Origin of the sequence: Kitasatospora sp. NPDC087315 (assembly GCF_044744345.1) — a bacterium.
Taxonomy (GTDB): domain Bacteria; phylum Actinomycetota; class Actinomycetes; order Streptomycetales; family Streptomycetaceae; genus Kitasatospora.
In genome coordinates this window covers 189,402-209,405 of sequence record NZ_JBIUYD010000006.1, presented here as the reverse complement: position 1 = coordinate 209,405, position 20,004 = coordinate 189,402, and the positions used below count along the sequence as shown (strand labels likewise).

Below are 20,004 nucleotides of genomic sequence, written 5' to 3'. Positions count from 1 at the left end.
CCCCGGCCTCCGGCGGTCAGAAGTCGCGTCGAACAGCCTCGATGCGACGGCGCCGGAGCACCATGCCGGCCCAGCCGACGCTGATCGCGGCGGCACCGCTCAGCAGCAGCGGACCGGTGGGCGAGCTGCCGACGGCGGCGCTGGAGGTCGGAACCACCGCGCCGGCCGGCTCGTTCTGGTCGCCGCCGTGCCCGTGGTGGGCGACGGTGGACTTGGGCGCGTCCGCGGCGATCTGCTGCTCGCTCGGCGCGGCCGGAGCCTGCGCGGACAGTGCCGAGACGGCCTGGCCGGCCGCGGCGGGCTGGCCGAAGTCGACGTCGGAGCAGCTGTAGAACGCCTCCGGGCTGTCGCTGCGCTGCCACACCATGTAGAGCAGCTGACGGCCGGTGCGCTGCGGCAGCGTGCCGGTGTAGTTGTAGTAGCCGTCGGTGGGGTTGCGGGTGACCGGCACCTGGGCGACCGGGGTCGGGTCCAGGTCGGACCACTTCAGCGGCTTGGTCGGGTCGTAGCCCGGCTTGGTGATGTAGACCGTCTGGGTGCCGACGTGGGCCGCGGTGACGCGGAACTTGAAGTCGAAGCTGCCCGCGTGCACGGGGGTGGCGGGCCAGTCGGTCCGCGGCATGTCGAGCGCCTTGTACTTGTCGCGGTTGGCCGAGCAGAGCTTGCCGTCCGGGATCAGCGCCTGGTGGTTGCCGTTCGCGTTGGCGATGTTGACCTCGTTCCAGTCGTACAGCGGCTGGGTGCCGCTCATCGCGACGAGGTCCTTGCAGACCTGGGACTTGGGGGTCTCCGGGCCTTCGGCGTAGCAGGCCGCGACGCGGCTGACCGGGTTGGTCATGGTGCCGTGGGCGCTGGCGGTGCCGGCGGTGGATGCCGCCACGGCGAGGAATGCGGCGCCGATGACGCCGGCGGACAGGGCACTTCGCTTGATGGACATGGGGTGGGGACTCCTTGACCGTGTTCCGGGCCGAGGTTGTGGGGGAACGAACGGGCACGTCTGCCCGGGGGCCGTCGGCCCGGCGCGCCGACCCCCGGCTGAGCGTATGATTGGACTAGACCAACTGGCAATAGCCCGTTGTGTCGCACTTTTTGACGGACTGTAGTCGTACGAGCGGTGCAAAGGCCCGACAGGTCGGCGAAGTTAGCCGTTCCATCGGGCCTTCTTAAGGCTCGGAAAAGGTGTCGGGCCTGAACGGCCCCCGGCGGCCCGGGATATCCCCGGGGCGCCCCCGGCTCAGTGCCGCGGCCGGTGGCCGCCCGGTACCTGGCCGATGGCCAGTCCGTTCACCGTGTGCGCCTGGACCACGGTGCCGTCGTGCACCGTCCCGCCGCTGATCACGTTGTGCACCGCGGCGCCCTCGCCGGGCCGGGTGGCGGGCGCGAACTCGTCCAGGATCGACCGGAGTTCGGCCGCCGCCTCCGGGTTCTGGCGGATCATCCGGCGGAGCCGGCCGCGCAGCTCGGCGGCGTGGTCGGCGAGCACCTCGTCGTCGCCGTCCGCCTCGACCACCTCGCCCCGGATCACCTCCAGCTCGGCGCTCACCTCCGCGACGTCCCGGCCCCGCCCCAGCAGCGTCGCGAGACGCGAACGCACCTGCGTCCAGGCCTCGGTGGCCATCAGTCCGACCACCGTCGTGGCACCCGACGTCACCAGCTGCTGCACGATCTCGGCCTCCACAGCTGCCCCCTCTGGTCGCTTGCGGTTCCCGCTTATACCACGGTAGAGCACCCGCCCGACCGGCGCGCCGGCCCGGACCGTTCAGAGGAAGGTTTTCCGCTCGCCCCGGTAGGTCGGGGCGGTGCGTACCACCCGGTCGCCCTCGATCAGGTGCAGCTCGGCGAAGCGCTCGCAGAGCTCACCCGCCTTGGCGTGCCGGAACCAGACCCGGTCGCCGATCAGCAGGTCGTCGGCGGCCGCACCGAGCAGTGGGGTCTGCACCTCGCCGGCGCCCTCCATCGGGTCGTAGCGCAGCCCCGGCGGAAGCCAGGGCACCGGCGAGCGGTCCGGGCCGGCCGCGCCGGAGGCCGGGTAGCCGCCGCCGAGCACCGTCACCACGCCGACGCCGGGCCGGCGCACCACCGGCTGGCCGAACAGCGCGGCCGGCCTGCCGTGGAACGAGCGGTAGTTGTCGAACAGCCGCGGTTGGTACAGTCCGGAGCCGGCCGCCACCTCGGTGACCGCCGGCTCCGCCGCGGTCGACTCCACGCTGCCGGTACCGCCGCCGTTGACGAACTCCAGTTCCGCGACCTGCCGCAGCCGTCGGACCGCCGCCGCGCGCCGCTCGGCCAGCTCGGCCCGGGCCGCGGACTGCATCAGCCGGATCAGCCGCGAGCGCACCGGCCGCCCGGGCACCCGGTCGCCCACCCCGGCGACGTGCCCCTCGTACGCCATCAGCCCCACCACCCGGAATCCCGGGCGGAGCTGGACGAGTTCGGCGAACGCGGCCAGGTCCTCGGGCGTGCGCAGCGGCGAGCGCCGGGCGCCGACCCGGATCCGCCCGCCGAGCAGGTGCAGCGCGGTGTCCAGCTCCAGGCAGACCCGCACCTCGGCGTCGCCGGCCCGGGCGGCGTCGATCAGGTCGAGCTGGGCCGGGTCGTCCAGCAGGACGGTGACGGCGGCGGCCGGCCCGGGGTCGGCGGTCAGTTCGGCGAAACCGGCCCGGTCGGCGGAGGGGTAGGCGAGCAGGATGTCGCGCAGGCCCGAGCGGGCCAGCCAGAGCGACTCGGCGAGGGTGAAGCTCATCACCCCGGCGAAGCCGTCCATCGCCAGCACCCGCTCCAGCAGGGCCCGGCAGCGAACCGACTTGCTGGCCACCCGGACTGGCTTCCCGGCGGCCCGGCGCACCAGGTCGGCGGCGTTGGTGTCGAAGGCCGCGAGGTCGACGACGGCCACCGGCCCGTCCAGATGGGCGGTGGCCCGGTCGTACCGGGCCCGGTCGGCACTCGGCGAGCCGGCCGGGACGGTGGCGGGGACGGCGGGGGCGGCAGCGACATCGGGCGTGGCCATGCGCGCAGACTGCCACACCCCTCCTACCGGTGGGTAGGGGTGCGACGGCGCCCGCCGACCTCCGCGGGCCGCGGGTGTGAGGTGGCATAGGGTCGGCCGCGTGGACCGCAAGAACATCCCGAACCCAGGATTCGCCGGAGACGACGGCACCGCCGACCCGGCGCTCGTCGAGGCGCTCGCGCGCTGGTCGCAGGGCGACACGGCCGAACCGGAGCTGCTCGCGGCGCTGACGCCGACCCGGCTGATGGTCCCGATCGTCGCCATCCTCGGTGAGGTGGAGCTGGACGAGAACGGGCTCAAGCGCGAGAAGACCAGCGACATGGCCGTCCCGGTGATCGAGGCCGCCGACGGCCGCCGGGCCCTGCCGGCCTTCACCTCGCTGGAGACCCTGGCCCGCTGGCGCGCCGACGCCCGCCCGGCTCCGGTCGCCGCGCCGCAGGCCGCGATGGTGGCCTTCTCCGAGCGGGCCGACACCCTGCTGATCGACCCGGCCGGCCCGGTCACGTACCGGCTGAGCGGTGCCCGGCTGCGCGCGCTGGCGGAGAACCGCCCCTACCTGCCGCCGGTGCGCGACCCCGAGGTGCGGGAGGCCGTCCGGGCGCTGCTGGCGGCCGAGCCGCAGGTGGTGAGCGGTCTGCTGGCGCCGTACGAGGACGGGGACGGGCTGCTCGCGGTGGTGCTGGACCCGGCCCTGGACCAGCCGTCCGTGCAGGAGGCCGCGCAGCGGGTCGGGCAGGCCGTCGCGGCCGACCCGGTGCTGCGGGTGCGGCTCGACCGGGGCCTGAGCCTGGCCGTGCTGCCGACGGACGCGCAGCTGCCCGGCGAACCGCTCTACCGGCGGTAGCGCGCACCCTGCGCCTCCCGCTCCGAATACGAAGGTGCCCCCTCGGTTTCGAGGGGGCACCTTCGTATTCGGAGCGGGAGGGCTCAGGCGTAGACCGGCCCGGTGAACTTCTCGCCCGGGCCCGCGCCCGGCGCGTCCGGGACGAGGGAGGCCTCGCGGAAGGCCAGCTGGAGTGACTTCAGGCCGTCCCGCAGCGGCGCGGCGTGGAAGTTGCTGATCTCGGGGGCGCCGGCGGTGACCAGCCCGGCCAGCGCGGTGATCAGCTTGCGCGCCTCGTCGAGGTCCTTGTCCGCCTCGCCGCCCTCGGCCAGGCCGCACTTGACGGCGGCGGCGCTCATCAGGTGCACCGCGACGGTGGTGATCACCTCGACGGCCGGGACCTCGGCGATGTCCCGGGTGAGGTCGTCGAAGCCGATCGCGTCGTCGTCCGCGGCGGGGTTCTTGGTGGGCTCGCTGCTCAAGGGTGGCTCGTTCCGTCGTGCCGGTGTAGATACCGTGCCGGTGTAGATACACAGGGAGCGTACAAGGGGGCGCGCGAAGGGGCGGAATGGCGTTCGACCGGGCGGCACGGTAAGCTTCGAGACTGACCGGCCAGGAGTCCTCAGGACGCCGGGCCAGCAAGTGGAGGCTCCACCCAGGAGGCCCCGAGGGGCAATCCCGAAAGTCTCCCACCTGATCGGCTTCACCGTCGACGGGTCCGGTCCGCGACGGGCGCCCAGGCGCCGAGTCGCCCGCAGTGCCCCTCACCGGGCACCGCCCCCGGTTGTGTGGAGCCCCGCTTGTACCGAGCGGGGCTTTTTTCGTGTCGCGGTGCATGCAGTGCCTAGCAGCAAGTCAGGCAGCGCAGCACGAATGAAGCCCCGCCCAGTGGTCGAGTCCACTACGTGCGACCGCCGTCCGACGGCCGCATCGCAGAAGGTGCAACCGAGGAGGCCCCATCAGCACCGAGCCCCGCATCAACGACCGGATTCGCGTCCCCGAGGTGCGACTCGTCGGTCCCAGCGGCGAGCAGGTCGGCATCGTGCCGCTTGCCAAGGCGCTGGAGCTCGCGCAGGAGTACGACCTCGACCTGGTCGAGGTCGCGGCGACCGCCCGGCCGCCGGTGTGCAAGCTCATGGACTACGGCAAGTTCAAGTACGAGTCGGCCATGAAGGCCCGTGAGGCGCGCAAGAACCAGGCGCACACGGTCATCAAGGAGATGAAGCTCCGGCCGAAGATCGACCCGCACGACTATGACACCAAGAAGGGTCACGTCGTCCGGTTCCTCAAGCAGGGCGACAAGGTCAAGATCACGATCATGTTCCGCGGTCGTGAGCAGTCCCGCCCCGAGCTGGGCTTCCGACTGCTGCAGCGGCTGGCGAACGACGTCCAGGACCTGGGCTTCGTGGAGTCCTCGGCCAAGCAGGACGGCCGAAACATGATCATGGTTCTTGGCCCGCACAAGAAGAAGACCGAGGCGATGGCCGAGGCCCGCGCGCTCGCGGACGCCCGCAAGGCCGAGCGTCAGGGCCGCACCGTCGGCTCCGACGACGACGCCGCGGCCGACGACGCGGCGCTCGAGGCCGAGAACGCCGCGGCCGAGGCGGAGGCGGACGCCGACGAGGCCGACGTCGAGGACGCCGCCGAGGTCGAGCAGCCGGCCGAGGCCTCCCAGGACGCCTGAGCCGTAACGGCCAGGGCGGCCCGGGAGACCGGCCACCAGAGGTGACGGGGCGTCCCGCCCGGTCACCGCAGATCCATCCAGTTCACGCCCGCGCGGCGCAATCCGCGCGGGCGTGGGCGGACCGACGAGGAGATACGGCGAAATGCCGAAGCAGAAGACGCACAGTGGCGCCAGCAAGCGCTTCAAGATCAGTGGCTCTGGCAAGGTGCTGCGCGAGCGCGCCGGCCGCCGCCACCTCCTGGAGCACAAGCCCTCGACGCTGACCCGCAAGCTGGCCGGGACCGTCGAGCTGGCCCCCGCTGACGCCAAGAAGATCAAGAAGCTTCTCGGCAAGTGATCGCCCTCCCGCCCGGCGCGAGCCGAGCGGGGCAGCTGATCCTTCCCGACCCATTCGAATGACGGACCACGTGAAGTAGTCCGTGGTCCAACCCAAGGAGTAATCAAGTGGCACGCGTCAAGCGGGCAGTCAACGCCCACAAGAAGCGCCGGGTCATCCTGGAGCGCGCCAGCGGCTACCGTGGCCAGCGTTCGCGCCTGTACCGCAAGGCCAAGGAGCAGGTCACCCACTCGCTGGTCTACAACTTCAACGACCGCAAGAAGCGCAAGGGCGACTTCCGTCAGCTGTGGATCCAGCGCATCAACGCTGCGGCCCGTGCCAACGGCATCACCTACAACCGCTTCGTGCAGGGCCTGAAGGCCGCCAGCGTCGAGATCGACCGCAAGATGCTGGCCGACCTCGCCGTCAACGACCCGGGCGCGTTCGCCTCGCTCGTCGAGGTGGCCCAGAAGGCGCTGCCGGCCGACGTCAACGCCCCGAAGGCCGCCGCCGACGCCGCCTGATCTTCCTGGATCAGTTGAGCTGACCGGACCCGCAGGCTCTCCCTGCGGGTCCGGTTTTGCTTTCCTCCGCCACAGAGACGAGACCATGCAGAGCACCGACACCCCCCTGCTCACCTCCCTGCGCTCGCCCCGCGTCGTCGCCGCCCGCCGGCTCGCCAAGCGCAACCAGCGGAGCAAGGACCGCCGCTTCCTGGCCGAGGGCCCGCAGGCCGTCCGCGAGGCGGTCGCGTTCGGGAGGCTGCCGGGCTCGTCCGACCACGCCGTGGTCGAGGTGTACGCCACCCTGGAGGCCGCCGAGCGGCACGCCGGCATCGTCGCCGCCGCCGAGGCCGAGGGCCTGCCGGTGCTCACCGCCACCGACGAGGTGATCGCGGAGATCTGCGACACCGTGACGCCGCAGGGCATCGTGGCGCTCTGCCGCTTCATCGACACCCCGTTCGACGAGGTGCTCAGGGCCCGCCCCCGGCTGGTCGCCGTCCTCGCCCACGTCCGTGACCCCGGCAACGCCGGCACCGTGCTGCGCACCGCCGACGCGGCCGGCGCGGACGCCGTGGTGCTCACCGACGCCTCGGTGGACCTGTACAACCCGAAGGCCGTCCGGGCCTCGGTCGGCAGCCTGTTCCACCTCCCGGTCGCCGTCGGCGTGCCGGTCGAGGAGGCGGTCGGCCGGCTGCGCGAGGCCGGCGTCAGGGTGCTCGCCGCGGACGGCGCGGGGGAGCGCGACCTGGATCAGGAACTGGACGAGGGCACCCTGGGCGCGCCCGGCGCATGGGTGTTCGGCAACGAGGCCTGGGGGCTTCCGGAGGAGACCCGCGCGCTCACCGACGAGGTGGTGCGGGTGCCGATCCACGGGCACGCCGAGAGCCTCAACCTGGCCACCGCCGCCGCCGTCTGCCTCTACGCCTCGGCCCGGGCGCAGCGCTCGCCCGGCGGGTGTCGCGCGCAGGCGTAGGGCACGCCCCGCGAGCCCCCGGAAGTCGTGATCGCGACGCCGCGGGCCCTACTGCGGGGGGCCGCGAGACGCTAGGGTCTGCCTCGGTGGGGGGAAAGACACGGTGGGTAATCGGGGAGGACACCCATGGTCGGCAGCGGGCCAGAGCTCGACCCGGACGACCTGCCGGATGGTCTGGTGGTCGCGGACGTCCTGGGCCGGGTGGTCTGTTTCAACCGCGCCGCCGCCCGGCTGACCGGCATCCCCCCGGAGCTGGCGCTCGGCAGCCCGCTGGAGGAGGCGCTCCCGCTGGAGGACCTGGACGGCCGCCGCTGGTGGCAGCTGACCGATCCGTACGGCGGCCTGGCGATCCGCACCAGCCAGCCGGAGCGCAACCTGCTGCTGCCCGGCGGCCGTGAGGTACTGGTCTCCGCCCGGTACGTCCGCGCCCGCCCGCAGGGGCCGCTGGAGCGGCTGGTGATCGCCCTGCGGGGCACGGAGGCGCGGCGGCGGACCGAGCGCAGTCACGCCGAGCTGATCGCCACCGTCGCGCACGAGCTGCGCTCCCCGCTCACCAGCGTCAAGGGCTTCACCGCGACCCTGCTGGCCAAGTGGGAGCGGTTCACCGACGGGCAGAAGCGGCTGATGCTGGAGACCGTCGACGCGGACGCCGACCGGGTCACCCGGCTGATCGCCGAGCTGCTGGACATCTCCCGGATCGACGCGGGCCGGCTGGAGCTGCGCAAGCAGGTGGTGGACCTGGCCGCCGCCGTCCGCCGCCACGTCGAGCGCAAGGTCGCGACCGGCATCCCCGAGGACCGCTTCGACATCCGGATCCACGAGCCGCTCACCGTGCTCTGGGCCGACCCCGACAAGGTCGACCAGGTGCTGGCCAACCTGCTGGAAAATGCGGTGCGGCACGGTGAGGGAACTGTCACGATCGAGGTGGCACCGGCCAAGGAGGTCGTCGAGGCGCACATCTGGGAGCGCCCCGGCACCCCGCCCCGCACCCTGGAAGGCACCGCGATCACCGTGAGCGACGAAGGCAGCGGCATCCCCGAGGAGTCGATGCCCCGCGTCTTCACCCGCTTCTGGCGCGGCTCCAAGCGCGGCGGCACGGGCCTGGGCCTCTACATCGTCAAGGGCATCGTGGAGGCCCACGGCGGCTCGATCCGCGTCGACCGCGCGCCCGGCGGCGGCGCCCGGTTCCGATTTATCCTGCCCGCCGGCGTGCCCGATTTCATGCTCTGACCGCCCACCGGCCGCCTCGGCCGCAGCGGCGGAGCAGGCTCTGGATCGGCCCCCGGACGGGCTTCACGGCGGTTGCGCTACGCGCTGCGACTACACTCGACCTTTGGCGTTTGTGGGACGCCCTGCGCGGTTGTGCCGCGGACAACCCTCCTCCCCGTACGGAGATCGGCTGCCCGCGCCCCGGCCCCGCCGGGCGTAGCGCACTGGGCCCCTCCCGTCCCCTGGCGGGCCGGGAGGGCGCGAGTCCACCCTTACCTGAGCACGGACGAGCAGGAGCACGGGAAAGATAGAGATGTCGGCACCCAACAAGTCGTACGACCCGGTCGAGGTCGAGGCCCTCAAGCCCGAGGCGGTGGAGCAGGCCCGGGACGAGGCCGTCGCGGCCTTCGCCGCCGCCACCACCCTGGACGAGCTGAAGCAGGCCAAGGTCGCCCACACCGGCGACCGCTCCGCGCTCTCCCTCGCCAACCGCGAGATCGGTGCGCTCCCGCCGCACGCCAAGGCCGCCGCAGGCAAGCTGATCGGCCAGGCCAGGGGCGCCGTCAACCAGGCCCTCGCCAAGCGGCAGGCCGAGCTGGAGGCGGAGCGCGACGCCCGCGTGCTGGTCGAGGAGGCGGTGGACGTCACGCTGCCCTACGACCGCACCCCGCGCGGCGCCCGCCACCCGCTGACCACGATGGCCGAGCGCATCGAGGACACCTTCGTCGCGATGGGTTACCAGGTCGCCGAGGGCCCCGAGGTCGAGGCCGAGTGGCTGAACTTCGACGCCCTCAACCTGGGTCCGGACCACCCGGCCCGCTCGATGCAGGACACCTTCTTCGTCCAGGCCCCGGACGGCTCCGCCGACTCCGGCGTGGTGCTGCGCACCCAGACCTCCCCGGTCCAGGCCCGCACCCTGCTCGACCGCGAGCCGCCGGTCTACGTGATCTGCCCCGGCCGGGTCTACCGGACGGACGAGCTGGACGCCACCCACACCCCGGTCTTCCGGCAGGTCGAGGGCCTGGCCGTGGACGAGGGCATCACCTTCGCCGACCTCAAGGGCACCATCGAGCAGCTGGTGTCCACGCTGATCGGCGACGGCCTGGAGCTGCGCTGGCGCCCCTCGTACTTCCCGTTCACCGAGCCGAGCGCCGAGATCGACCTGCAGTGCTTCGTCTGCCGCGGCGAGAGCGTCGGCGACCCGGACCGGCCCTGCCGCACCTGCTCCTCCGAGGGCTGGATCGAGCTCGGCGGCTGCGGCGTGGTCAACCCGCGGGTGCTGGTCGCCTGCGGTGTCGACCCGAACCGCTACAGCGGGTTCGCCTTCGGCCTGGGCCTGGAGCGAATCCTGATGAACCGTCACAACGTCGCCGACATGCGCGACATGGTCGAGGGTGACATCCGCTTCACCCTCCCGTTCGGGATGGAGATCTGATGCGCGTCCCGCTTTCCTGGCTGCGCGAGTACGTGGACCTGCCGGCCGGCGAGACCGGCCGCGACGTGGCGGAGCGCCTGGTCCGCGCCGGCCTCGAGGTCGAGACCGTCGAGCAGATCGGCACCGACCTCAAGGGCCCGCTGGTGGTCGGCCAGGTGCTCTCGATCGAGGAGCTGTCCGGCTTCAAGAAGCCGATCCGGCACTGCTTCGTCAACGTCGGCGACGCCAACGGCACCGGTGAGCCGCAGGAGATCGTCTGCGGCGCGACCAACTTCGCCGTCGGCGACAAGGTCGTGGTCGTGCTCCCGGGCGCCGTGCTGCCCGGCCCGTTCCCGATCGCCGCCCGCAAGACCTACGGCCAGACCTCGGCCGGCATGATCTGCTCCGCCCGCGAGCTGGGCATGGGCGACGACCACAACGGCATCATCGTGCTCCCGCCCGAGTACGAGCCCGGCACCGACGCGATCGAGCTGCTCCAGCTCGTCGACGAGGTGCTGGACATCGCCGTCACCCCGGACCGCGGCTACTGCCTCTCCATGCGCGGCGTCGCCCGCGAGGCCGCCGCCGCGTACGGGCTGCCGCTGGCCGACCCGGCGCTGCTCGACGTGCCGCCCGCCAACTCCTACGGCTACCTGGTCAAGGTCGCCGACCCGGCCGGCTGCGACCGTTTCGTGGCCCGCACCGTGGTCGGCCTCGACCCGGCCGCCAAGTCCCCGATCTGGCTCCAGCGCCGCCTGCAGAAGTCCGGCATCCGCCCGATCTCGCTGGCCGTGGACATCACCAACTACGTGATGCTGGAGGTCGGCCAGCCGCTGCACGCGTACGACAAGCAGCGGGTGGACGGGCCGATCCTGGTCCGCCGGGCCGAGGAGGGCGAGACCCTCACCACCCTCGACGGCGTCGAGCGCAAGCTCTCCGCCGAGGACCTGCTGATCTGCGACAACAGCGGCCCGATCGGCCTGGCCGGTGTCATGGGTGGCGCCTCCACCGAGATCCTCGACCCGGCCGCAGGCCCGGGCACCACCGAGGTGATCATCGAGGCGGCGCACTTCGACCCGGTCGCCATCGCCCGCGGCGCCAAGCGGCACAAGCTGCCGTCCGAGGCGTCCAAGCGCTTCGAGCGCGGCGTGGACCCGGAGGCCGCCCGCGCCGCCGCGCAGCGCGCCGTGGACCTGCTGGTGCTGATCGCCGGCGGCACCGCCGAGGCCGGGGTCACCGACATCGCGGCCCCGCACCCGGTCCGCACCATCACCATCGCCGCCGACCTGCCCGACCGGGTCGCCGGCACCGGGTACGGTCGCGAGACCGTCACCCGGCGTCTGCAGGAGATCGGCTGCTCGGTCGCGGGCGCCGACATCCTGGAGGTCACCCCGCCGACCTGGCGGCCCGACCTCACCGACCCGTACGACCTCGCGGAGGAGGTCATCCGCCTGGAGGGCTACGACAACGTGCCCTCGCGGATGCCCACCGTGCCGCCGGGCTCGGGCCTGACCGAGGCCCAGCGCATCCACCGCCGGACCGGGGTCGCGCTGGCCGGTGCCGGCTACGTCGAGGTCAACACCTACCCGTTCCTCGGCCAGGCCGCCTTCGAGGCGCTCGGCCTGGAGCCGGAGGACCGGCGCCGCCGTACGGTGAAGCTGGTCAACCCGCTCAACGACGAGGAGCCGGAGCTGCGCACCACGCTGCTGCCGGGCCTGCTCGGAGCGCTCCGCCGCAACGTCGGCCGCGGCAACACCGATCTGGCGGTCTTCGAGACCGGGACGGTCTTCCTGCCCAAGGACGAGCTGTCCGTCGCGCCGCGCCCGGCCGTGGACCGCCGTCCGAGCGACGAGGAACTGGCCGCGCTCGACGCCGCCCTGCCGGACCAGCCGCGCCGGATCGCCGTCGCGCTGACCGGTGAGCGGCTGCCCTCCGGCTGGTGGGGCAAGGGCGCGCCGGCGGGCTGGGCGGACGCCGTCGAGGCGGGCCGCACGGTGGCCCGCGCGGCCGGCGTCGAGCTGACCGTGCGCCAGGGCCAGCTGGCCCCGTGGCACCCGGGCCGCTGCGCCGAGCTGCTGGTCGCCGGCACCGACCGGGTGGTCGGCCACGCCGGTGAGCTGCACCCGCGCGTGGTCAAGGCGCTCGGCCTGCCGGCCCGCACCAGCGCGATGGAGATCGACCTCGACCTGCTCACCGCCGACGGCGCCGAGCGGGTCTCGGGCCCGGTCGTCTCCGGGTTCCCGGTGGCCACCCAGGACGTGGCGCTGATCGTCGACGCCGCCGTCCCGGCCGCCGAGGTGGAGGCCGCGCTGCGCTCCGGCGCGGGTGAACTGCTGGAGGCCATCCGGCTGTTCGACGTCTTCACCGGCGAGCAGGTCGGCGAGGGGAAGAAGTCGCTGGCGTACGCGCTGCGCTTCCGCGCCACGGACCGCACGCTGACCGCCGACGAGGCGAGCGCCGCCCGCGAGGCGGCCGTCGCCGAGGCCGTCGCCCGCACCGGCGCGGTGCTGCGCGGCGCCTGACCCGCCCGGCCCCAGGGGCCCCCCCCCGGCCCCCCCCCGGGGGGGGCCCGGGGCCGTTCCCATTAAAGCGGTTGGGGGGTCCGGGGGGGGGGGGGGGGGGGGGGGGGCGGGCCGCCGGGGGGGGCGGCGCCCGCGGGGGGGCGGGGGGGGGGCGCGCGGGCCGCCCGCCCCCCGGGCCCCCCCGCCCGCCCCCCCCCCCCCCCCGGGCCCCTGGCCGTTCCAGTTCATCGCGTTCGGCTGGACGGCGGCGGCGGGGGTGGCGGCCTGCGCGGCCGCGGTGCGGTGGGTGCGGCGCCGGGCGGTGTGAGCGGGCCCGGCTTTTTGAAGAGGTTCGGTCAAAGCCCTTGCGGGCGTGCGGCGGCTGACGCTATCTCTTGGTTAGGAAAGTTTCCTAACTCCCCGCGAGCGGGCGCACCCCCTTGCCCGCTCCTCACGGAACCGGAGCGCGAGATGCACCGTCAGCAGCACCGCATCGTACGCATGGCCCTCGCCGCCCTGCTGGTGGCCGCACCGGCCACGGTCGCGGCCGCCGGGGCCGCCCACGCCGCCCCGGCGGGCGCCGCCGCCGTCCAGGTCAAGGGCATAGGCCTGGACGACCCGCACAAGAAGGACATCGCGATGCAGCTGGTGTCCAGCGCCGAGAACTCCTCGCTGGACTGGAAGGCCCAGTACAAGTACATCGAGGACATCGGCGACGGCCGCGGCTACACCGCCGGCATCATCGGGTTCTGTTCCGGCACCGGAGACATGCTCGACCTGGTGCAGCACTACACCGACCTCAAGTCCGGCAACGTCCTCGCCAAGTACCTGCCCGCGCTGCGCAAGGTCAACGGCAGCGACTCGCACTCCGGCCTCGGCGCCACCTTCGAGAAGGACTGGGCCACGGCCGCCAAGGACTCCGTCTTCCAGCAGGCGCAGAACGACGAGCGGGACCGCGTCTACTTCAACCCCGCCGTCAAGCAGGCCAAGGCGGACGGTCTGCGCGCCCTCGGCCAGTTCGCCTACTACGACGCCATCGTCATGCACGGCGACGGCTCCGACCCGACCAGCTTCGGCGGCATCCGCAAGGCCGCCCTGAAGAAGGCCAGGACCCCCGCCCAGGGCGGCGACGAGGCCACCTACCTCAAGGCCTTCCTGGACGCCCGCCGGGCCGCCATGAAGACCGAGGAGGCGCACTCGGACACCACCCGCGTCGACACCGAGCAGCTGGTCTTCCTCAACGCCAAGAACTTCGACCTCAACCCGCCGCTCAAGTGGAAGGTCTACGGCGACAGCTACGCCATCAACAGCTGACGTGCCGTCATCAAGGCTGCGGGGGGCCGGAGATCCGGCCTCCCGCACGGCCGTCGGCGGCGAATCGCCCGGCGGCGGGAGCGCGGCGGGCCGTCCGCACCGACTCCACCGCCCCGGACCGCGCCCCGTGCCTCCGGTGACCGCGGGCCCCCGGGCGCGGCGGAGCGGCACGGCGGGACCGACCGTTCCGGTCGAGGTCCCGCTTGGCCGGTTCCGTCGTTTCCAGGAGCCCGGGCGCCGGGGTAGAACGGGGCGAGGCCGCGGCAGCGCGGCAGGAGGAGGCGCCGGGTGGACGCTTCACTGCCCGCGGCCGGGAGCGCCGCCGGCGGCCCGGGCGGTGGTCCGCCCGCCTGCCGTGCGGCGGCACCGTGCGGCGCCGCCGCTGGAGCGGGGCGACCCGGGACGCCCGGCGAACCCGGCGGCCTCCACCGCGCCGCCAGACACCGAACCGGGGGTTTCGTATGGGCATGGACGGGCTGGAAATCCACACCTCGCACATCCACGACCGGGGGGTCTTCGCCACCCGCGGATACCGTGCGGGGGAGACCGTCGAACGGTGCCCCGTGCTGGTCGTCCCGGCCGCCGAGCGCCACCTGATCGACCGGACCCACCTCCACCACTACTGCTTCCCCTGGCAGGACGGTGCCGCCGCGATCGCCCTGGGCTTCGGCAGCCTGTACAACCACGCCGCCGAACCCCGGGCGCGGTACCGCAAGGACTTCGGCGCGGGCATCGTCGAGATCGTGGCCGCCCGCGACATCCCGGCCGGGTACGAGATCACCGTCGACTACACCGAGGGCGGCACCGAGAAGCTGTGGTTCCCCCAGTGACGGCCCCGGGGGCCCGGGGAGGCCGGCCGCGCGCGTGAGAGAGTCGGGGCGCCAGACCGCACGCGCGTGAGGAGGACCAGGGTGTCGGAGTGGAAGAGCTACGGCCGGCGGCAGGTCTACGGATCGCCGTGGGTGGAGGTCTGGCTCGACGACGTCGACATCCCCGGCGTGGGCCGCGTCGACCACCACGTCGTCGCCATGCCCCGGGCCTCGACCACCGCGGTCGTCACCGACGAGCGGGGCCGCTTCCTCCTGCTCTACCGGCACCGCTTCATCACCGGCCGGTGGGGCTGGGAGGTGCCCGCCGGCTGGGCCGAGCCCGGGGAGGAGCCGGCCGACGCGGTCGCCCGCGAGGTCGAGGAGGAGACCGGCTGGCGCCCCGGCCGGGTCGACCCCCTGCTCGCGTACGACGCCCTGTCCGGCATCTCCACCATGCGGTTCCACTCCTTCCACGTCACCGGCTGCACCCGGGTCGGGGCACCCCAGGACATCAGCGAGGCGACCAGGGTGGAGTGGGTCCCGGAGGCCGACGTCCTCGACCTCCTGACCGGCGGCAAGGTCAACGACGGCGCCTCCCTGGCCGCCCTGACCTACTACCTCGGCCCCTACCGCCTGGCCGCTGCCAGGCGGTAGGGGCGGCCGTCACCCGCGATCGCGGGGGAGTATCGCGGCGCTGTTCGGGTCACCGACGAAGGTGCCGATGCCGCCCTTGAGGACGGTCAGCGCGGCCGGCAGGGCGGCCACCGCCGCCGCCCGCAGCGTGCCGACGCTCGTCAGGTCGACGCGGTCGGCCAGCAGCAGGCCGAGCAGGGCCGCGAGGTAGGTGGCGACCGTGCGTTCGGTGAGGTCGAGGAGGAACGTGCGCATGCTGATCTCCTTGATCAGTCGGTGACAGTGAAGCCGTGGGCGGCGCCCAGGCGCTGGAGGGAGTCGCGGCCGGGGATGCCGTCCGCGGCGGTACCGGAGTAGCCCAGCCGCTGCTGCCAGCGGGAGTACGCCGTCACGGTCCTGGTGCCGAACGAGCCGTCCACCCACTGGCCGTCGAGCAGGCCCTCGTCGGCCAGTGCCTGCTCGACGATCAGGACGTCGGCGCCGTACGTCCGGTGGCCCTGTTCGGCGCCGGGGTCCGTTTGCGCCGCCGCGACGACGTGCGACAGCGAGACGGTGCCGCCGGGCAGGGTGCCGAGCAGCCGGCGGAGGCTGGTCTCGCCGGGGACGCCGTCCGCGTCCGACCCGCTGAAGCCGAGACTGCGCTGGTAGTCCTGGTAGTTGAGGGTGTCCGCGTCCGTCCAGTCGGGGCCGGGGCCCTGCTGGTAGTGGCTGCCGAAGCCCGCGGCCACGAGCGCCCGGCCGACCTCGGTCACCTGGTCGCCGTGCGCGCCGTAGCCGTACGGCAGGCCGTTGATCGTCACCTGGTACCGGGCGGGGGTCTGCCCGGGGGCCGGCGGCGAGGGCGGCGATCCGGGGGTGAAGTCGGGCCACGAACCCGGGTCGGTGTGGTCGTTCTCCGGGACCTGGCTGTGGCCGTACCAGCCGCCCCGGGTCTCCCACACGCCCTCGTCGCGGTGGGCGGTGAAGTCGACCGGCCTGCCCATCGGCCAGACGTCCGGGACGCCCCAGCCGCTGATCCAGGCGTGCAGCCGGTCCCAGCCGGTGCACGGGGTGTCCGTCAGCCGGGCGTACACCTGACCGTTGTAGCGGCAGTACGGGAAGAACACCGCCTCGATCTGGATCACCACCCGCCCCGCCCGGTTGGTGCGGGTGCCGCCCGGCGCGTCGACGAGGCTCTTCGAGCGGGAGTCGGCCGGGAACAGCTGGGCGATTCGCCCGCTGAACGGGTCCCAGACGATGTGCGGCGCCTCGTCGGCGCCGCTGCCGGTGAAGTAGCCGACCAGGGAGTCGAAGTCGCACCAGTCCTGCGGCGCGGCGGCGGTGGCGTCGCGGTCCCACGTGATGTGGGCGATCGCCTTGGGCGGGTACTGCTGGTCGGTCGGCGCGTGATCGCCGACGTCATGGACCTCGGCTCCGGGTATCCACAGATCGGGCATGCGGGCCTCCAGGCATGCGCGGGCCCCGAACGGGAGGGTTCGGTGGCGGGTCGGGACGGGTGGATACGCTTCTTATCGGCACAACAGGCCTCGGGCTTCAGTGGTTTGGGGCAGGCAAAAACCCCCGGCCGACGGCGCGGGGGCTGGTGGGGGAGACGGGGCCGGAGGGGCGGAAGGCCCGGCCGGACCAGGACGGTCCGGCCGGGCCGGGGGTCAGGCGCTCGCGGTGTAGTCGTAGAAGCCGCGGCCGGACTTGCGGCCCAGCAGGCCCGCGTCGACCATCCGGGAGAGCAGCGGGGGAGCGGCGTACAGCGGCTCCTTGTACTCGTCGTACATCGACTCGGCGATCGACACGATGGTGTCCAGGCCGATCAGGTCGCACAGCCGCAGCGGGCCCATCGGGTGGGCGCAGCCGGCCTCCATGCCCTTGTCGATGTCGGAGGCGGTCGCCACGCCCGACTCGAACATCCGTACCGCCGACAGCAGGTAGGGCACCAGCAGCGCGTTCACCACGAAGCCGGCCCGGTCGCGGGCGCGGATCGGCTCCTTGCCGAGGACCTGGGAGGCGAACGCCTCGACCCGCTCGGTGGTGCCGCCCGAGGTGGTCAGCGTCGGGATCACCTCGACCAGCTTCTGCACCGGCGCCGGGTTGAAGAAGTGCAGACCGATCACCTGCTCCGGCCGCGAGGTGGCGGCGGCCAGCTTCACGATCGGGATCGACGAGGTGTTGGAGGCGAGGATGGCGTCCCGGCGCTCGACCACCTGGTCCAGCTTCTGGAAGATCTGGACCTTGATGTCCTCGCGCTCGGCGACCGCCTCGACCACCAGGTCACGGTCGGCGAAGTCGGCCAGGTCGGTGGTGAAGGTCAGCCGGGCCAGCGCCTCGTCCCGCAGTTCGGGGGCCAGCTTGCCGCGCTTGACCGCCGTCTCCAGGGAGTTGGTCAGCCGGGTGCGGCCGAACTCCAGTGCCTCGCCACTGGCCTCCGATACCAGGACGTCCAGCCCGGCCCGGGCGAAGACCTCCGCGATGCCCGACCCCATCAGGCCGCAGCCGATCACTCCGACGCGCGCGATGTCACTCACTCAGTTGCCCTTCGGTGGTGCTGGGGGTGGCCCAGCGACAGGTGTCCCATGCAAGCTGCTGTTCAGCGGGTGGGCGCCGGTGTGTGTGGACCGGTGCACCGTCCTGACGACGTTACTACTCCGTACCGGCCGGTAGGGCATTCCCTCCCCGGCTCCTCCGAACGGGTGGGCCCGCTCCCGCCGTCCGTGCGCCCGGGTTCCGGCACGCCCGCGGCCGGACAGAATGCCGCAGACGCGACGCCGGTCCTGGTGGGGCGGGCGCGGGGACGTGAAGGGAGCACGGGATGTCGACGGGATCACTCGCAGGACAGGTCGCTCTGGTCACCGGTGCCGGCCGGGGCATCGGCCGGGAGATCGCCATCGGCCTGGCCGCCGAAGGCATGGCCGTCGGCCTGGTCGGCCGCACCCACGAGACCCTCACCGAGACCCTCAAGGAGTGCGCCCGGCACGGCGCCCGCGGGGTCGCCGTCACCGCCGACGTCACCCGTCCCGGCTCCGTCCGCGAGGCCGTGCGCATCGTCGAACGCGACCTCGGCCCGATCGACCTGCTGATCAACAACGCCGGCCAGGTCGACCCCTCCGAGGTCCCGATCTGGGAGACCGACGCCAACCAGTGGTGGCAGGTCGTCGAGACCAATCTGCGCGGCCCCTACAACCTGCTGCGCTGCGTCCTGCCCGGTATGGTCCAGCGCCGCGGCGGCCGCGTCATCAACCTCAACTCCGGCTTCGCGCTGCGCCCCGACGGCCACTACACCGCCTACGCCACCTCCAAGGGCGCGCTGCTCCAGCTCTCCGACAACATGGCGGACTCGCTCGCCGAGCACCAGGTGGTGGTCCTCGACATCAGCCCCGGCGCGGTCGCCACCGACATGACCGCGGGCATGCCGATGTTCCGGGACACCAAGACCTGGGGCAGCATCCCGTACATGGTCGCCGTCACCGTCGACGCCGCCCGCGGCCGCTTCGACGCCCTGCACGGCCGTTTCGTCCACGCCGGCCGGGACGATCTGGAGGAACTGGTCCACCGCGCCGACGAGATCCGCGAGGCGGACGCCCGCACCCTCCGGCTGCGCCCGTACGGGCCCGATGACCCCCTGGCGTGACACCGGCCCGCCGCGCGCCCTGGCCCTACGCGCAGAGCTGACTGGCCGTCACCGGTCTGAGGCCGGCCTTGGCGAGGCCGTCCAGGATCCCGGGCAGCGCGTCCACGGTGCACTGGTGGCCCATGTGCAGGGCGACCACCGAGCCGCCCTTCACCGAGGAGAGCACCCGGCGCTGGAGCGAGGCGGCGCTCGGGTCGCTGTAGTCGCGCGGGTCGACGTCGAAGGAGAGCACGTGCTCGTACCCGACGGCCCTGGCCTGCTCGCGCACCATCGGGGTGGCGTACTGGGTCGCCGACGGGCGGAACCAGCGGCCGATCGAGCCGGTGAGCCGCTGCAGCCGCTCCGCGCACTGGGCGATCTCGGCACGCGCCTGCTCGGGTGTCATCGCGGAGATGTTCTGGTGGTTCTGGGTGTGGTTGCCGAGTTCGTGGCCGGCGTCCAGGATGCGCCGGGCCATCTGCGGCTGCTGGTCCAGCCAGCTGCCGACGGCCATCACGGTCAGCCTGGCACCGCGCTGCTCGGCGGCGTCCAGCAGGGCGAGGGCCAGCTTCGGGTCGCCGCTGCCGTGGACGGTGAGCGCGACGTTCTTGCCGGTGCGCGGCCCGTACACGACCTCCACGGGGGTGCCGGGCGCCAGCGGCGGCAGCACCGGGGGGACGGGCGGCGCCGTGGTGGCGGCCATCGTCGGGTCGGGCTGCGGATCCGGTGAGGGGGTGGGCGCGGGGGCGGGGGAGGCCGGGCCCTCGCCGTCCACCCACGCGGGGTCGACCGCGGTCGGATCGCCGCCCTCCGGGTCGACGGTGCCGGGGTGCACGGCGAGCGCCCCCGGGTCGGCGCGGCGGGGGTCGCCGCTGCCGCAAGCCGCGAGCAGCCCGCCGGCGGCGGTGAGGGCGGCCAGTCGGGCGGTGGTCCGCAGTACGGTGCGGCGGTCGACAGTCATCGGCAGTCAGCATAGGGACGGCGCCGCGTTCCGGCGATTCGGGGAAACGGCCGCCGACCGCCGTTGACGTGCGCACGCTTCGTCCCGGAGGGCGTGCGGAAACCCGAACTCGCGCTGTTTCCGCGGCGTGTCGTCGGATACGATCACCGCGCACCGCGTGGTACGTCGCGGCATGCCGGGCCGACCGCGAAATTCGGTGCCCGATCGCGGTGTTCGGACGCGCGACGGGACGCATTCCGGCAGTGAGTACAGGGGG

The 20,004-nt window shown here is 73.3% G+C and carries 20 protein-coding genes; 12 read left to right on the top strand and 8 right to left on the bottom strand.

From position 1 onward, the window contains the following. Positions 1-16 precede the first annotated feature (16 nt). From ACIO5D_RS11210 to ACIO5D_RS11200, 3 genes are all read right to left on the bottom strand, one after another. Positions 17-937, bottom strand: coding sequence for a lytic polysaccharide monooxygenase (locus ACIO5D_RS11210; RefSeq protein WP_400794824.1), 921 nt, complete (start codon positions 935-937; stop codon positions 17-19). 297 nt (positions 938-1,234) lie between these two features. Continuing rightward, on the bottom strand, positions 1,235-1,678 hold the full coding sequence (locus ACIO5D_RS11205; RefSeq protein WP_400653586.1) for a hypothetical protein: 444 nt from the start codon (positions 1,676-1,678) through the stop codon (positions 1,235-1,237). A gap of 81 nt (positions 1,679-1,759) precedes the next feature. Continuing rightward, the gene (locus tag ACIO5D_RS11200; RefSeq protein WP_400794822.1) at positions 1,760-3,007 is read right to left on the bottom strand and encodes an alanine racemase; all 1,248 of its coding nucleotides are present in this window, start codon (positions 3,005-3,007) and stop codon (positions 1,760-1,762) included. A gap of 100 nt (positions 3,008-3,107) precedes the next feature. Here ACIO5D_RS11200 and ACIO5D_RS11195 point away from each other — a divergent pair, with 100 nt between their 5' ends. Further along, positions 3,108-3,851, top strand: coding sequence for an SseB family protein (locus ACIO5D_RS11195; RefSeq protein WP_363611261.1), 744 nt, complete (start codon positions 3,108-3,110; stop codon positions 3,849-3,851). Positions 3,852-3,934: 83 nt separating this feature from the next. On the opposite strand, the gene ACIO5D_RS11190 is transcribed toward ACIO5D_RS11195, so the two are convergent. Continuing rightward, entirely contained in the window at positions 3,935-4,312 is a 378-nt protein-coding gene (locus tag ACIO5D_RS11190) for a DUF1844 domain-containing protein (protein WP_363611263.1), read from the bottom strand. A gap of 476 nt (positions 4,313-4,788) precedes the next feature. Here ACIO5D_RS11190 and infC point away from each other — a divergent pair, with 476 nt between their 5' ends. From infC to ACIO5D_RS11140, 10 genes are all read left to right on the top strand, one after another. Then, on the top strand, positions 4,789-5,514 hold the full coding sequence (gene infC, locus ACIO5D_RS11185; RefSeq protein WP_363611360.1) for a translation initiation factor IF-3: 726 nt from the start codon (positions 4,789-4,791) through the stop codon (positions 5,512-5,514). A 142-nt stretch (positions 5,515-5,656) separates the two neighbouring features. Then, a complete protein-coding gene (gene rpmI / locus ACIO5D_RS11180; protein WP_030055648.1) occupies positions 5,657-5,851 on the top strand; it encodes a 50S ribosomal protein L35 in 195 nt (64 codons plus the stop codon). A 107-nt stretch (positions 5,852-5,958) separates the two neighbouring features. After that, positions 5,959-6,354, top strand: coding sequence for a 50S ribosomal protein L20 (gene rplT, locus ACIO5D_RS11175; RefSeq protein WP_030055649.1), 396 nt, complete (start codon positions 5,959-5,961; stop codon positions 6,352-6,354). Positions 6,355-6,439: 85 nt separating this feature from the next. Further along, the gene (locus ACIO5D_RS11170; protein WP_363611265.1) at positions 6,440-7,306 is read left to right on the top strand and encodes an RNA methyltransferase; all 867 of its coding nucleotides are present in this window, start codon (positions 6,440-6,442) and stop codon (positions 7,304-7,306) included. A gap of 126 nt (positions 7,307-7,432) precedes the next feature. Beyond that, positions 7,433-8,536 (top strand): ATP-binding protein, encoded by a 1,104-nt coding sequence (locus ACIO5D_RS11165; protein WP_363611267.1) that lies wholly within the window; start codon positions 7,433-7,435, stop codon positions 8,534-8,536. Between the two features lie 292 nt (positions 8,537-8,828). Beyond that, entirely contained in the window at positions 8,829-9,950 is a 1,122-nt protein-coding gene (gene pheS / locus ACIO5D_RS11160) for a phenylalanine--tRNA ligase subunit alpha (protein ID WP_363611269.1), read from the top strand. Further along, on the top strand, positions 9,950-12,451 hold the full coding sequence (gene pheT / locus ACIO5D_RS11155) for a phenylalanine--tRNA ligase subunit beta (protein ID WP_400653583.1): 2,502 nt from the start codon (positions 9,950-9,952) through the stop codon (positions 12,449-12,451). Before pheS ends, pheT begins: the two co-directional genes overlap by 1 nt. A 450-nt stretch (positions 12,452-12,901) precedes the next feature. Continuing rightward, positions 12,902-13,744, top strand: coding sequence for a chitosanase (locus tag ACIO5D_RS11150; RefSeq protein WP_400794820.1), 843 nt, complete (start codon positions 12,902-12,904; stop codon positions 13,742-13,744). A 467-nt stretch (positions 13,745-14,211) separates the two neighbouring features. Continuing rightward, on the top strand, positions 14,212-14,574 hold the full coding sequence (locus tag ACIO5D_RS11145) for an SET domain-containing protein-lysine N-methyltransferase (RefSeq protein ID WP_363611275.1): 363 nt from the start codon (positions 14,212-14,214) through the stop codon (positions 14,572-14,574). Between the two features lie 81 nt (positions 14,575-14,655). Continuing rightward, positions 14,656-15,207 (top strand): NUDIX hydrolase, encoded by a 552-nt coding sequence (locus ACIO5D_RS11140; RefSeq protein ID WP_363611277.1) that lies wholly within the window; start codon positions 14,656-14,658, stop codon positions 15,205-15,207. 9 nt (positions 15,208-15,216) lie between these two features. Here the strand turns inward: ACIO5D_RS11140 and ACIO5D_RS11135 are convergent, their stop codons facing one another. The 3 genes from ACIO5D_RS11135 to ACIO5D_RS11125 all read right to left on the bottom strand — a co-directional run bounded on the left by ACIO5D_RS11135 (position 15,217) and on the right by ACIO5D_RS11125 (position 17,705). Further along, positions 15,217-15,441, bottom strand: a complete 225-nt coding sequence (locus ACIO5D_RS11135; RefSeq protein ID WP_363611279.1) for a holin — start codon at positions 15,439-15,441, stop codon at positions 15,217-15,219. 14 nt (positions 15,442-15,455) lie between these two features. Beyond that, entirely contained in the window at positions 15,456-16,622 is a 1,167-nt protein-coding gene (locus tag ACIO5D_RS11130) for a peptidoglycan-binding protein (protein ID WP_400757540.1), read from the bottom strand. Between the two features lie 213 nt (positions 16,623-16,835). Beyond that, complete coding sequence (locus ACIO5D_RS11125; protein WP_363611283.1) at positions 16,836-17,705, bottom strand: 3-hydroxybutyryl-CoA dehydrogenase; 870 nt, start codon at positions 17,703-17,705, stop codon at positions 16,836-16,838. Positions 17,706-17,989: 284 nt separating this feature from the next. Here ACIO5D_RS11125 and ACIO5D_RS11120 point away from each other — a divergent pair, with 284 nt between their 5' ends. Then, entirely contained in the window at positions 17,990-18,808 is an 819-nt protein-coding gene (locus tag ACIO5D_RS11120; RefSeq protein ID WP_363611285.1) for an SDR family oxidoreductase, read from the top strand. A gap of 25 nt (positions 18,809-18,833) precedes the next feature. Here the strand turns inward: ACIO5D_RS11120 and ACIO5D_RS11115 are convergent, their stop codons facing one another. Beyond that, positions 18,834-19,748: a polysaccharide deacetylase family protein gene (locus ACIO5D_RS11115; RefSeq protein ID WP_363611287.1), complete on the bottom strand. Its 915-nt coding sequence runs from the start codon at positions 19,746-19,748 to the stop codon at positions 18,834-18,836. Positions 19,749-20,004 lie beyond the last annotated feature (256 nt).

Excerpts from the sequence above, each read along its gene's own strand:
- ACIO5D_RS11210 (WP_400794824.1), bottom strand. The coding sequence starts at position 937 with ATGTCCATCAAGCGAAGTGCCCTGTCCGCCGGCGTCATCGGCGCCGCA.
- ACIO5D_RS11200 (WP_400794822.1), bottom strand. The coding sequence starts at position 3,007 with ATGGCCACGCCCGATGTCGCTGCCGCCCCCGCCGTCCCCGCCACCGTC.
- rpmI (WP_030055648.1), top strand. The coding sequence starts at position 5,657 with ATGCCGAAGCAGAAGACGCACAGTGGCGCCAGCAAGCGCTTCAAGATC.
- ACIO5D_RS11170 (WP_363611265.1), top strand. The coding sequence starts at position 6,440 with ATGCAGAGCACCGACACCCCCCTGCTCACCTCCCTGCGCTCGCCCCGC.
- ACIO5D_RS11165 (WP_363611267.1), top strand. The coding sequence starts at position 7,433 with ATGGTCGGCAGCGGGCCAGAGCTCGACCCGGACGACCTGCCGGATGGT.
- pheS (WP_363611269.1), top strand. The coding sequence starts at position 8,829 with ATGTCGGCACCCAACAAGTCGTACGACCCGGTCGAGGTCGAGGCCCTC.
- pheT (WP_400653583.1), top strand. The coding sequence starts at position 9,950 with ATGCGCGTCCCGCTTTCCTGGCTGCGCGAGTACGTGGACCTGCCGGCC.
- ACIO5D_RS11150 (WP_400794820.1), top strand. The coding sequence starts at position 12,902 with ATGCACCGTCAGCAGCACCGCATCGTACGCATGGCCCTCGCCGCCCTG.
- ACIO5D_RS11145 (WP_363611275.1), top strand. The coding sequence starts at position 14,212 with ATGGACGGGCTGGAAATCCACACCTCGCACATCCACGACCGGGGGGTC.
- ACIO5D_RS11135 (WP_363611279.1), bottom strand. The coding sequence starts at position 15,441 with ATGCGCACGTTCCTCCTCGACCTCACCGAACGCACGGTCGCCACCTAC.
- ACIO5D_RS11130 (WP_400757540.1), bottom strand. The coding sequence starts at position 16,622 with ATGCCCGATCTGTGGATACCCGGAGCCGAGGTCCATGACGTCGGCGAT.
- ACIO5D_RS11120 (WP_363611285.1), top strand. The coding sequence starts at position 17,990 with ATGTCGACGGGATCACTCGCAGGACAGGTCGCTCTGGTCACCGGTGCC.
- ACIO5D_RS11115 (WP_363611287.1), bottom strand. The coding sequence starts at position 19,748 with ATGACTGTCGACCGCCGCACCGTACTGCGGACCACCGCCCGACTGGCC.